The sequence below is a fragment of the Falsiphaeobacter marinintestinus genome, assembly GCF_007923355.1.
Lineage (GTDB): Bacteria > Pseudomonadota > Alphaproteobacteria > Rhodobacterales > Rhodobacteraceae > Phaeobacter_A > Phaeobacter_A marinintestinus.
On sequence record NZ_VOGO01000005.1, the window covers coordinates 258,297 to 269,827 of the forward strand.

The 11,531-nt window shown below is 59.1% G+C and carries 12 protein-coding genes and 1 tRNA gene; 4 read left to right on the forward strand and 9 right to left on the reverse strand.

All coding sequences use genetic code 11. The features are described 5' to 3' along the window. Positions 1 to 3 precede the first annotated feature (3 nt). Entirely contained in the window at positions 4 to 864 is an 861-nt protein-coding gene (locus FOY56_RS13125; RefSeq protein WP_146346398.1) for an N-formylglutamate amidohydrolase, read from the reverse strand. A 147-nt stretch (positions 865 to 1,011) separates the two neighbouring features. Here FOY56_RS13125 and FOY56_RS13130 point away from each other — a divergent pair. From FOY56_RS13130 to FOY56_RS13140, 3 genes are all read left to right on the forward strand, one after another. Beyond that, a tRNA-Val gene (locus tag FOY56_RS13130) sits at positions 1,012 to 1,086 on the forward strand. Positions 1,087 to 1,163: 77 nt separating this feature from the next. Next, entirely contained in the window at positions 1,164 to 1,289 is a 126-nt protein-coding gene (gene ykgO / locus FOY56_RS13135) for a type B 50S ribosomal protein L36 (RefSeq protein ID WP_008205324.1), read from the forward strand. 195 nt (positions 1,290 to 1,484) lie between these two features. Continuing rightward, on the forward strand, positions 1,485 to 2,501 hold the full coding sequence (locus FOY56_RS13140; RefSeq protein WP_146346298.1) for a Fe(3+) ABC transporter substrate-binding protein: 1,017 nt from the start codon (positions 1,485 to 1,487) through the stop codon (positions 2,499 to 2,501). Positions 2,502 to 2,562: 61 nt separating this feature from the next. Here FOY56_RS13140 and FOY56_RS13145 read toward each other — a convergent pair whose 3' ends face one another. Then, on the reverse strand, positions 2,563 to 4,119 hold the full coding sequence (locus FOY56_RS13145) for an ABC transporter permease (protein ID WP_246139484.1): 1,557 nt from the start codon (positions 4,117 to 4,119) through the stop codon (positions 2,563 to 2,565). 234 nt (positions 4,120 to 4,353) lie between these two features. On the opposite strand from FOY56_RS13145, the gene FOY56_RS13150 reads away from it, so the two are divergent. Continuing rightward, a complete protein-coding gene (locus tag FOY56_RS13150) occupies positions 4,354 to 4,707 on the forward strand; it encodes a DUF1428 domain-containing protein (RefSeq protein WP_146346299.1) in 354 nt (117 codons plus the stop codon). Positions 4,708 to 4,722: 15 nt separating this feature from the next. On the opposite strand, the gene FOY56_RS13155 is transcribed toward FOY56_RS13150, so the two are convergent. From FOY56_RS13155 to FOY56_RS13185, 7 genes are all read right to left on the reverse strand, one after another. Then, entirely contained in the window at positions 4,723 to 5,943 is a 1,221-nt protein-coding gene (locus tag FOY56_RS13155; RefSeq protein WP_146346300.1) for a phenylacetate--CoA ligase family protein, read from the reverse strand. Between the two features lie 108 nt (positions 5,944 to 6,051). Beyond that, complete coding sequence (locus FOY56_RS13160; RefSeq protein ID WP_146346301.1) at positions 6,052 to 6,876, reverse strand: ABC transporter ATP-binding protein; 825 nt, start codon at positions 6,874 to 6,876, stop codon at positions 6,052 to 6,054. Positions 6,877 to 6,971: 95 nt separating this feature from the next. Then, complete coding sequence (locus FOY56_RS13165; protein WP_146346302.1) at positions 6,972 to 8,255, reverse strand: ABC transporter substrate-binding protein; 1,284 nt, start codon at positions 8,253 to 8,255, stop codon at positions 6,972 to 6,974. Between the two features lie 81 nt (positions 8,256 to 8,336). Further along, on the reverse strand, positions 8,337 to 9,413 hold the full coding sequence (locus FOY56_RS13170; RefSeq protein WP_146346303.1) for a branched-chain amino acid ABC transporter permease: 1,077 nt from the start codon (positions 9,411 to 9,413) through the stop codon (positions 8,337 to 8,339). A gap of 2 nt (positions 9,414 to 9,415) precedes the next feature. Next, positions 9,416 to 9,673 carry a hypothetical protein gene (locus FOY56_RS13175; protein WP_146346304.1) on the reverse strand — a complete coding sequence of 86 codons (258 nt, stop codon included), beginning with the start codon at positions 9,671 to 9,673 and terminating at the stop codon, positions 9,416 to 9,418. 1 nt (position 9,674) lies between these two features. Beyond that, the gene (locus FOY56_RS13180) at positions 9,675 to 10,661 is read right to left on the reverse strand and encodes a branched-chain amino acid ABC transporter permease (RefSeq protein ID WP_146346305.1); all 987 of its coding nucleotides are present in this window, start codon (positions 10,659 to 10,661) and stop codon (positions 9,675 to 9,677) included. A gap of 52 nt (positions 10,662 to 10,713) precedes the next feature. Next, a complete protein-coding gene (locus tag FOY56_RS13185; protein ID WP_146346400.1) occupies positions 10,714 to 11,523 on the reverse strand; it encodes an ABC transporter ATP-binding protein in 810 nt (269 codons plus the stop codon). Positions 11,524 to 11,531: the final 8 nt, after the last annotated feature.

Below are 11,531 nucleotides of genomic sequence, written 5' to 3' on the forward strand. Positions count from 1 at the left end.
CCGTTATTCGGCAGCGAGTGGCATTTCACCCTGACCAATGTCGGCGATGTCAGCGATGACGCCGCGCAGGATCTTGCGGAAATCGTCAAAATTGCGATTCGGGCGAATGCGCCGTTCATCCATATAGACGGATCGGTCGATTTCGATCTGAACCGCGTGCTGATTGCGGGACGGGCGACCATAGGCCTGCGTGATGAACGCCCCGGCAAAGGGCGAGTTGCGCGAGACCACCAGACCGGCAGCGGAAAACGCAGCTTCGATTCGTTCGACGACGTCAGAATCAGCGGCAGCCCCGAACCGGTCGCCCAGAACGATCTGCGGACGGCGTCCGCTGCCACGGGCGACGCCATCCAGCGCCTCGTGCGGCATGGAATGACAATCGATCAGAATCGCCTGACCAAAGATCACGTTTGATTCGTCGATCAACTGCTGCAGCGCCTCGTGATAGGGACGCCAATAGCGGTCGATTCGCTTGTTGGCCTCATCCATGCTGAGTTTGCCGCTGTAAATCGCCCGGCCATTTGCCACAACACGGGGAATCACCCCAAGACCCGAGGCGACGCGTGGATTGTGCCCGTGGCGGCGTGCGCCCTCGATCAGGGCCGGATCCAGTTCATCCGCGTTGCGATTCAAGTCGACATAGGCGCGCGGAGCGCCTGCTTTGAGGAACGGCGCGCCAAAATCTGAGGCCGGTTCGAACAAAAGATCGACAAATGCGTCCTCTGACGAGCGAATCGTGTGGCGATCGAGGACGGACTGCCTGACAAAGGCAGGCGTGTAGTCGCTACCGCTGTGGGGTGAGGCAAAAATCACACTTGTTCTGCGCTGCAGAGGGCGCGAAAGGTGGAAAGCGGCGGCTGGCATCATGTCTCCTCGTCCGGTCGACCATACCCGTGTGATTTCGATTGTCAAAAGCCCTTGATCCCTCTCGCACAACCTTTTATAGCCCCTCTACCGGCGCGGAATTCCGCGCCCCATTTGATTGTGGGGCAAGATCCAAACCGGTTTCATGGGCGCTTAGCTCAGCGGTAGAGCACTTCGTTGACATCGAAGGGGTCACAAGTTCGAACCTTGTAGTGCCCACCATGAATCACTGTTTCGGATTTTCCGGAACACCCGCGTAACCCGGCGCTGGCCCGCGCCACAGGATCAGGAGACAGGCCATGAAGGTCAAGAACTCGCTCCGCTCGCTGAAGAACCGGCATCGTGATTGCCGGATCGTGCGTCGTAAAGGCCGCGTCTATGTGATCAACAAGACGCAGCCCCGGTTCAAAGCCCGCCAGGGCTGAGACGACACCGAGCGTCAAAAATTTGGAAAAGGCCGCACCCTCGGGTGCGGCTTTTTTCGTTTGTGGGGGCCGTGTTGGCCGGGCCGTCGCATATTACCCTAGCAAATCACTCAGAAAATGGTTGCACCCTGCGCGTTTTTCTTTATCTGATTGTTTCAGTCGGATTATAAACTCTATCTGAAACGGAACACTCTGATGACACATATGACCTCTGCCCTGGCCGCCCTGCTGGCAACCACCATCGCTGGTGCCGCGCTGGCCGATGGTGAGCTGAACCTTTATTCGTCGCGCCACTATGACACCGACGAACGCCTGTATTCGGATTTCGAAGACGCCACCGGAATCACCATCAACCGGATCGAAGGCAAGGCTGACGAGCTTTTGGCGCGGATGCAGGCCGAAGGCGCAAATTCGCCCGCCGATATCCTGCTGACGGTTGATACATCGCGTCTGGCCCGCGCCAAGGAAATGGGTGTGCTGCAGGCAATTGACAGCGCCATTCTGGAAGAGCGCGTGCCCGCCAACCTGCAGGACACCGACAACGAATGGTTCGGATTCAGCCAGCGCGCACGGATCATCTTTTTCGACAAGAACGATGTAACCGAGCCGCCGATGACCTATGCCGATCTGGCGGACCCGAAATACAAAGGCCTTGTTTGCATCCGATCGTCGAGCAATTCGTACAACCAGACCCTGCTGGCGTCGATCGTGACCCACGCCGGAGAAGACGCGGCACGAGACTGGGCGCAGGGCGTCGTCGACAACATGGCCCGCACGCCACAGGGTGGTGACACCGATCAGCTGCGTGGCATCGTGTCCGGCGAATGCGAGATCTCGGTGTCGAATTCGTATTACTTTGCGCGGGCGCACCGCAAGAACGTCAAAGGCTTGTCTGACAGCGTCGACATAGTTGGCTGGGTGTTCCCGAATCAGGACAGCACCGGCGCGCACATGAACCTGAGCGGTGGCGGTGTTGCGGCGCATGCGCCGAACAAGGACAACGCCGTCAAGTTCCTTGAGTATCTGGCGAGCGAACAGGCGCAGGTCTATTTCTCGAACGGAAACGATGAATTCCCGGTTGTGGAAGGTGTGGCGCTGGCCCCGTCCGTCGCGCTGCTGGGTGAATTCAAGGCAGACGATGTGGTGCTGGCGGATGTGGCCAAGAACATCCCGACCGCACAAAAGATCTTTGATCAGGTCGGCTGGAAGTAAGCCTTACCTGTCATGCTTTGGATCAGGGCGCAGAGCAATCTGCGCCCTTTTCTGTTTGGGGCTATCGGCGTCCCACCTGACGACAGATCAGGATCACCGGGATCAGCCCAACCGCCGCGATCACAAGCGAGGGCACAGCGGCCCCTTCCAAGCGTTCATCCGAGGCGAGCCGATAAGCCTGCACCGCCAGCGTATCGAAATTGAACGGCCGCATGATCAGGGTTGCCGGCAGTTCCTTCATCACATCGACAAAGACGATCAGCAGCGCGGTCAGCAGGCTGGGTGTCAGAATCGGCAGATGCACACGGCGCAGGGTTCCGATGGGGGATTGCCCCAGCGAGCGGGCGGCGGCGTCCATATTTGCATGGACCGTGCTTTGGCCACCCTCATAGGCGCCCAGGGCGGCGGCCAGGAAACGGACCATATAGGCGGCGATCAGAAGCCAGATCGAGCCGGTGACCAACAGCCCGGTGCCAAACCCAAACGACGCCTTCATCCAGGCGTCCAGCGCGTTGTCAAAGGCGGCAAAAGGCACCATCAGGCCGACGGCGATGACACCGCCCGGAACGGCGTATCCCAGGCGGGCAATGTAAGCTGTCGTCGCAGACCGTTTGCCGGGTTTCAGGCGCTGATAGAACCCAACGCAGATCGCTGCGAACAGGGTCACGACGGCGGCCGTGGCAGCCAGTGTGATCGAATTGCGGATGAACCCGATGTAGCGGCGGCTAAGCAGGTCCTGCTCGGACGCGAGCCCCATGTTGAACAGGATGATCGCAGGCAGCACGAAACCAAGGATCACCGGCGTTGCGCACAGGATGGTTGCCGTAATGGCCTGCCAGCCGTGCAAATTGGCAGGCGGCATCGAGATCGCCTGTTTGCCCGCATGATGATAGCGCGCCTTGCCTCGTGTGCTGCGCTCGGCCACGGCCAGAACAAGCGCGAAGCTGAGCAGGCACAGCGCAAGCTGCGCGGCCCCGGCCCTGTCGGCCATCGAAAACCAACTGGTGTAGATGCCGGTGGCAAAGGTCTGCACACCGAAATAGGCGACGGTTCCGAAATCAGCGATGGTCTCCATCACGGCCAACAGGACACCGCCCGCGATCGCCGGGCGGGCCATAGGCAGGCTGACCCGGAAGAACGCAGACCATGCGCCGTGGCCAAGGGCACGGGCGGCCAGAAACGCACCCGAACTTTGTTGCAGGAACGCAGCGCGGGCCAGCAGGTAGACGTAAGGGTACAGCACGAGGATCAGCATCACCGCCGCGCCCCCCGTGGTGCGAATTTCGGGGAACCAATAGTCGCGCGGCCCCCATCCGGTCACGTCCCTGAGCGTGGATTGAACGATGCCCGGATGATCCAGCACATAGGTATAGGCATAGGCGAGAACATAGGCGGGCATCGCCAGCGGCAGCACCAGCGCGATCTCGAAGATCCGCGCGCCGGGGAAGCGGGTCATGGTGACCAGCCAGGCCGCGCCAACGCCTATCGCGAAGGTTCCGATCGACACCATCGCCACCAGCGCAAGCGAGGTCATCGTATAGCGCAGCATCACCGTATCGAGCAGGTGTTTGACCGTGTCAGTCCCGCCGGTGATCGCTGCAAGCGCGACCGCCACCATGGGCAGCAGGCAGGTCAGCGCGACCAGCGTCGCCAGAATACCCAGTACCCGGGTTCCGACCGCTGTTTTCTTTCGGCTACCATGGGCCGCGTAGTCGACCGTATCCGCCAAGGGTGCGCGCTCCGCTTTGGTCACGAGATTGCGCCTTTATCCACGCTGAGACAGCAGAAGGCCAGAGGGGCATGATCTGTGATAAGGTCGGGTTGTTTCGACAGACACGCAAGGAGATTTCAAATGCCTTATGTTGACGGTTTCGTGGCCGCTGTGCCGACTGCCCGCAAAGACGAGTTCATCGCGTTCTCAAAGATGATGGGACCGATTCTGAAAGAATACGGCGCGTTGGACGTTGTGGATTGCTGGGGGGATGATGTGCCCGAAGGGGAGGTCACGTCGTTTCCGATGGCCGTCAAGTGTCAGCCGGATGAAACGGTCTGCCTGTCGTGGATCATCTGGCCCGACAAGGACACCCGCGATGCCGGAATGGGCAATTTCATGGCTGATCCCCGGCTGGCGCCGGATCGGGCGACCATGCCGTTTGACGGCAAACGGATGATCGTTGGCGGATTTGACATGGTGGCCGGGCATTGACCCCGACCACCGGGATCAGTCGTATTTGCGCTGGTCTTCGATGACCAGACCGTCTTTGGGCAGACTGCCGGGGGCGACAACCTCGATCGCGGCCTTCAGCTTTAGGACCTCGACCACGGATTTCGCATAGGCGGTTTCATCGGGGCCGTCGGCTTCGATCCGAACGGTCATCGCGTCCATCTCACCCTGACGGGTTGCGATCACGCGGGCTTTGACGATTTCGTCATGTTTGGCGACCAGCGCGGCGACCTGTTCGGGGCGCACGAACATGCCCTTGATCTTGGTGGTCTGGTCGGCGCGGCCCATCCAGCCCTTGATACGCATGTTGGTACGGCCACAGGGGCTTTCACCAGACATGACGGCGCTGAGATCGCCGGTCGCGAAACGGATCAGCGGATAATCAGGGTTGAGCGAGGTTACGACGACTTCACCGACCTCACCCGGGGCGACCGGGTTACCGGTGCCGGGGGTGACGATTTCAACGATGACCTGTTCGTCGACGATCATCCCCTCCATCGCAGCGCTTTCATAGGCGATGTTGCCCAAATCGGCGGTGGCGTATGATTGCAGACAGGTAATGCCGCGATCAGCGTATTCCTGACGCAAGGACGGGAACAGCGCCCCGCCACCAACAGCGGCCTTGGTGATGTTGAGCGTGACGCCAAGCTCATCCGCCTTGTCGAGGATGATCTTGAGGTAATCGGGCGTGCCGGCATAAGCGGTGGTGCCGATGTCGCGGGCCGCGGTGACCTGCAATTCGGTCTGGCCCGTGCCTGCGGGCAGAACGGCAGCGCCAACAGCGCGCGCACCACTTTCAAAAATCATGCCTGCCGGGGTCAGGTGATAGCCGAAACAGTTCTGGACGATATCTCCCGCACCGATACCAACGGCATGCAGGAAGCGGCCCATGCGCCACCAGTCATGATCGCTGCCGCCCGGTTCATAGATCGGGCCCGGCGACTGGAAGATATGGGCAAAACCGCTGGCGGATTTCGTGGTGAAGCCGCCAAACGGAGCATCCGCACCCTGGGCCTTGCTGAGTTCGGATTTGCGCAGAACCGGAAGCGCGGCCAGATCAGCAGCCGATGTGATGGCCGAGGCATCGACGCCACCAAGCGAACCAGAATACCCGGCTAGCGCAGCAGCGCGGGCGATCTGTTCGGGGAGGGCAATCGCGACATCTGCGGCCCGTTCATCTGCACTGCGCGTTTCCAGCGCGTCGTAAAACTCAGTCATGGCTTGGTCCTCCGGATGCAGCCCTTATCCGGGCGCTTTCCTGATTGCTTGATATGTGGCCCGCAGACGAACGGCGCAGATTGGATTTTGCCGGGCACGGTGCCCCTTTTAGCTGAGCCACCGCTTGCGGCGGCGATACGAACGGACGTCGCGGAAGGATTTTCGACCCTCTTCGGACATGCCGAGATAGAATTCTTTCACGTCCGGGTTTTCGCGCAGTTCGGCCGCCGGGCCGTCCATCACGACACGGCCCGATTCTAGAATGTATCCGTAATGCGCATAGCGCAGGGCGACGTTGGTGTTCTGTTCGGCCAGCAGGAAGGTATAGCCTTCCTTTTCGTTCAGGTCTTTCACGATGCCGAAGATCTGTTCGACCAACTGCGGGGCAAGGCCCATTGACGGTTCGTCCAGCAGGATGGTTTCAGGCTGGGCCATCAGCGCGCGGCCAATCGCGATCATCTGTTGTTCGCCACCCGAGGTATAGCCCGCTTGCGATTTGCGGCGTTCCTTAAGGCGCGGGAAATACTGGTACACCTTTTCAAGATCGGCCTGTTGTTGGCCTTTTCCTTCGGTGCGGGTGTAATACCCGGTCAGAAGGTTCTCTTCGACCGTGAGGTGTTCAAAGCAATGGCGGCCTTCCATCACCTGGATGACGCCCGACTTCACCAAGGCTGCCGGATCAAGATCCTGAATCCGGTTGCCGCGGTACAGGATGGAGCCTTTGGTGACTTCTCCGCGTTCGGAATGCAGCAGGTTCGACACGGCCTTCAGCGTCGTTGTCTTGCCAGCGCCGTTCCCGCCCAGAAGCGCGGTGATACCGCCCTTGGGCACTTTCAGCGACACGCCCTTCAGCACAAGGATGACGTGGTTATAAATCACCTCGACGTTATTGACCTCAAGTACGGTCTCAGGGGTTTGTCCGGCATCCAGCATCTGATGTCTTTCTCTCATACGGCACCGAGCGGGCCGGTTGTGCGGTGGGTCAGAGGCGGCGGGACCGCCGCCTCTGGTGTCAGGTCAGCCAGCGCTTAGTTGCACTGCGAGTCGATCTTGTTTTCGGCCGCATAGGCTGCCGAATCTTCGGCGATCAGGGCACCGATGACTTCCATGTCGGTCGGCTGGAAGTCCGAGATCATCGACCATGTCTGGTTGGCGGCATCCCACTGGGTCACACCGACAAGACCGGGGCCACCGTGGTTTTCGCACGACACGTCAAAGGACGGACCAAAGTTGGGCATGCCATTGGCGGCCATCTTTTCTTCGGTGATCGACAGGGCTTCCATGCCATCGCGCATTTGCGACGCATTGATCTGTGCTGTGCCGTGGATTTCCTGAGCGGTTTTCACAGCTTCGGCGGCGAGCATCGCGGCATACATACCGCGGTTATACAGCACGTTGCCGATCTGATCGCCTGCACCTGCGGCTTTACCGGTATCGACGACATGTGTCTTGATATCATCAAAAATCGGGAAGTCGCGACCAACATTGTGGAAGGTCAGAGCCTTGTAGCCGTTGGCCTTTTCACCTGCGGGAAGAACGTCGTGTTCTGCGCCCGACCACCAGATACCGATGAAGTTTTCCATCGGGAAACGGATGTTCGCAGCTTCCTGGATGGCAACCTGGTTCATCACGCCCCAGCCCCACATCAGGACATAGTCAGGCTTTTCGCGGCGGATCTGCAGCCACTGTGATTTCTGCTCCTGACCGGGGTGGTCAACGGGCAGCAAGCTGAGGTCGTAACCGTATTTCTTCTGCAGCTCTTCCAGCGTTCGGATCGGTTCTTTGCCGTAGGCCGAGTTGTGATAGACCAGAGCAATCTTTTTGCCCTTGATATCACCGCCGTTGATTTCCAGCAGATAGTTGATCGCGCCAGAAGCGCCGTTCCAGTAGGTGCCGGGATAGTTGAATGTGTGGCTGAACACGTCACCATTGGCAGCCGATGTCCGGCCATAACCCATGGTGTGCATCGGGATATCGTCAGCGGTGGTTTTCGGGATCAGCTGATAGGTGATGCCGGTCGACAGCGGTTGGAACACCAGAGCGCCTTCGCCCTTGAGCGATTCATAGCATTCGACACCTTTTTCGGTGTTGTAGCCGGTTTCGCATTCCAGCAGCTTGGTCGGCACGCCACCGATACCGCCATCCCGCTCGTTCAGCAGGGTGAAATAGTCGGCATAGCCATCCGCAAACGGAATGCCGCCCGCAGCGTAGGGGCCAGTCCGGTAGCTGAGCGATGGGAACACGAGATCCGCCATCACCGGCCCTGCGGCCATCATCGCGCCCAGCGCGAGGGTCATCAGTTTGGTCTTCATCGAGTCATTCCTCCCTTGGTATTTTCCGATGTTCGATTTTCGGCGGGCTTTAGGGTCCCGCCATACCCGAGGCGCCCCCGTCTAGTGCGGGAACGGCCAGAGTCTCAGTTTTTCCTTGGCGACGCGCCACAGTTGCGCAAGCCCGTGCGGTTCCATGATCAGGAACATGACGATCAGTCCACCGATGATCACGAACTGGAAGTGTGCAACGATATCCGTGGGCCATCCCAGCAAGTCGACGCCGACAACCTTCAGGGCCACTGGCAGCACCACAAGGAATGCCGCGCCTGCAAAGGAGCCAAAGATCGAACCCAGACCGCCGATGATGATCATGAACAGCACCAGGAACGATTTCTGGATGCCAAAGACTTCGCCAACTTCGACCGCGCCCAGATAGACCGAGAAGAACAGCGCGCCCGAAACCCCTACGAAGAAGGAGCTGACGGCAAAGGCACTGAGTTTGGCGGTCAGCGGGTTCACCCCGATGATCTCGGCCGCAATGTCCATGTCGCGGATGCCCATCCACGTCCGACCCATCGTACCGCGGGTCAGGTTGCGGGCAATAATCGCGCAGATTGTCAGGAAGATCAGGCAGAACAGATAGGTCGCCCAGGCCGGCGCGTTGGGGCCGGTGATAATGATGCCGAACACGTCGCGTTCGGGCGAATTGATCTGACCGGACGCTGAATAGTTGTAGAACCACGGCACCCGGTTAAACAACCAGACTAGGAAGAACTGCGCCGCCAATGTGGCCACGGCCAGATAGAAGCCCTTGATCCGTAAGCTTGGCAACCCGAACAGCACCCCCACAAGCGCGGTGATCCCGCCTGCCAGCAGAATGTGGATGAACATGCTGACTTCGGGAAACGAGGTCATCAGCTTATAGCAGGCAAAGGCGCCCACGGCCATGAAACCACCGGTGCCCAGCGACACCTGCCCGCAATAGCCAACCAGAATGTTCAGCCCGATGGCCGCGATTGCATAGATCAGGAAGGGCAACAGGATCGCGTTGGCCCAATAGTCGTTGATGATGAACGGGATAACCAGAAACGCGAAGGCCAGAACCACATAATAGCGGTAGCGATCGAATTTGATCGGAAAGGTCTGGTTGTCCTGCTTGTAGGAGGTCTTGAAGTCCCCTGCTTCACGGTAAAACATGCTCAGACGCTCCCTTGGGATTGCGCGCGGTTGCGTGTGGCCGCGTCAAGTTGATTGGATTTCTTTGCGTAGCCGGTCGCCTCGGAATGGCGGACCAGCCAGAAGTACGCGACCATGCCCAGCCCGGCTCCGAGGGCGGCAAGAATGGCTGCGGTGATCATCTGCCCGGAGTTGTCGACATCTGCCGACAATGCGAGGTACCCGAAGGCCCAGAAGCCGGACCAGGCGATGACGTTGACGATGGCGACAAACTTGCTCATGTCACACCCTCTCGATGATCTTCTCGCCGAACAGGCCTTGTGGACGGAAGACGAGGAACACCAGAGCCAGCACGTAAGCGAACCAGTTTTCGGTTGCGCCGCCGATCATCGGGCCGATCAGGAAGTCGAACAGTTTTTCACCCACACCGATGATCAGGCCGCCAACAATGGCACCCGGGATCGAGGTGAAACCGCCCAGCATGAGAACCGGAAGCGCCTTGAGCGCGATCAGCGACAGCGAAAACTGCACACCCGACTTTGTGCCCCAGACGATGCCCGCAACCAGCGCGACAAAACCCGCAACAGACCAGACCATCACCCAGATATAGTTCAGCGAGATACCGACCGACAGCGCGGCCTGATGGTCATCCGCCACGGCCCGCATGGCGCGGCCCTGCTTGGTGTACTGGCTGAATGCGACCAGAGCGGCCACCAGCAACGCGGCGATCACGGTGGCGACGATGTCGAGATTATCGACAAAGAAGCCGTATCCGAAGATGTTGAATGTGACCTCATCCAGCCAGAGGTTGATGCCTTGCGGCAGGCCAACATCCAGTTTCTTGATCTCGGATCCCCACATCAGGTCAGACAGGCCTTCCAGGAAATAGGCCAGACCAATGGTGGCCATGAACAGGATGATCGGTTCCTGGTTCACAAGGTGGCGCATCACAAAGTACTGCACCGCCCAGGCCAGCAGGATCATAACCCCGATGGTCAGAATGATCGCAATCAGCGCCGGAACGTGCCAGCCAAAGTGGTGGATATGCGTCCCGAACATCGCGTTGATCAGATGTGAGAACGGCACCTGCCCGTTCATGATGCCCACAAGGGTCATAGCGGCAAACAGCGCCATCACGCCCTGTGCATAATTAAAGATGCCAGAGGCTTTGTAGATCAGAACAAATCCCAGAGCGACAAGCGCATAAAGCACGCCGGCCATCAGACCGTTCAGCGTAACTTCCATTGCATAGATCAGTTGATCGGACATGGCTCATTCACCCCCAAATTTTTCGTCGAAAAATTTCCGCTGCGTCGACCGATCAGTCATGGCTAACCCCCAGATAGGCGTCGATAACTTCCTGGTTGTTGCGCACCTCGTTGGGTGTGCCGTCACCGATCTTCTTGCCATAATCCATCACGACGACGCGGTCGGACAGATCCATGACCACGCCCATATCGTGTTCGATCAGGCAGATCGTGGTGCCGAATTCGTCATTCACGTCGAGAATGAAGCGGCACATGTCCTCTTTCTCTTCGACGTTCATGCCTGCCATCGGCTCGTCCAGTAGCAAAAGCTGCGGTTCGGCGGCCAGCGCGCGGGCCAGTTCGACCCGTTTTTTCAGGCCGTAAGGCAGACGCGAGACGGGTGTTTTGCGGATGTGCTGGATTTCGAGGAAATCGATGACCTTTTCCGCCACTTCGCGGTTTGCGGTCTCTTCCCTTTCGGCCTTGCCCGACCACAGCGCCTGCTGAAACAGGTTCGACTGCATGTGGTTCAGCCGCCCAGTCATGACGTTGTCCAGAACGCTCATGCCTTCGAACAGCGCGATGTTCTGGAACGTCCGGGCGATGCCCTGACGCGCCACTTCAAAAGGGCGCATCTGCGGGCGTTTGGAGCCTTTATAAAAGACTTCGCCCTCGCTCGGGATATAAAACCCCGAAATCACATTCAGCATCGAGGATTTCCCAGCCCCGTTCGGGCCGATGATCGCGCGGATTTCGCCTTCGCGAATATCGAATGAGATATCCTTGATCGCCACCACACCGCCAAAGCGCAGAGTGATGTTTTTCATTTCCATCACCACGCCGCCGATCTTACGACCGTCCTCGGTGATGTACCCGTCGTCCATGTCTTTCA

Coding starts and splice junctions, on each gene's coding strand:
- FOY56_RS13140 (WP_146346298.1), top strand. CDS start 1,485: ATGACACATATGACCTCTGCCCTGGCCGCCCTGCTGGCAACCACCATC.
- FOY56_RS13175 (WP_146346304.1), bottom strand. CDS start 9,673: ATGAGCAAGTTTGTCGCCATCGTCAACGTCATCGCCTGGTCCGGCTTC.
- FOY56_RS13160 (WP_146346301.1), bottom strand. CDS start 6,876: ATGCTGGATGCCGGACAAACCCCTGAGACCGTACTTGAGGTCAATAAC.
- FOY56_RS13155 (WP_146346300.1), bottom strand. CDS start 5,943: ATGACTGAGTTTTACGACGCGCTGGAAACGCGCAGTGCAGATGAACGG.
- FOY56_RS13165 (WP_146346302.1), bottom strand. CDS start 8,255: ATGAAGACCAAACTGATGACCCTCGCGCTGGGCGCGATGATGGCCGCA.
- FOY56_RS13150 (WP_146346299.1), top strand. CDS start 4,354: ATGCCTTATGTTGACGGTTTCGTGGCCGCTGTGCCGACTGCCCGCAAA.
- FOY56_RS13170 (WP_146346303.1), bottom strand. CDS start 9,413: ATGTTTTACCGTGAAGCAGGGGACTTCAAGACCTCCTACAAGCAGGAC.
- FOY56_RS13145 (WP_246139484.1), bottom strand. CDS start 4,119: ATGGTGGCGGTCGCGCTTGCAGCGATCACCGGCGGGACTGACACGGTC.
- FOY56_RS13185 (WP_146346400.1), bottom strand. CDS start 11,523: ATGGACGACGGGTACATCACCGAGGACGGTCGTAAGATCGGCGGCGTG.
- FOY56_RS13180 (WP_146346305.1), bottom strand. CDS start 10,661: ATGTCCGATCAACTGATCTATGCAATGGAAGTTACGCTGAACGGTCTG.
- ykgO (WP_008205324.1), top strand. CDS start 1,164: ATGAAGGTCAAGAACTCGCTCCGCTCGCTGAAGAACCGGCATCGTGAT.
- FOY56_RS13125 (WP_146346398.1), bottom strand. CDS start 864: ATGCCAGCCGCCGCTTTCCACCTTTCGCGCCCTCTGCAGCGCAGAACA.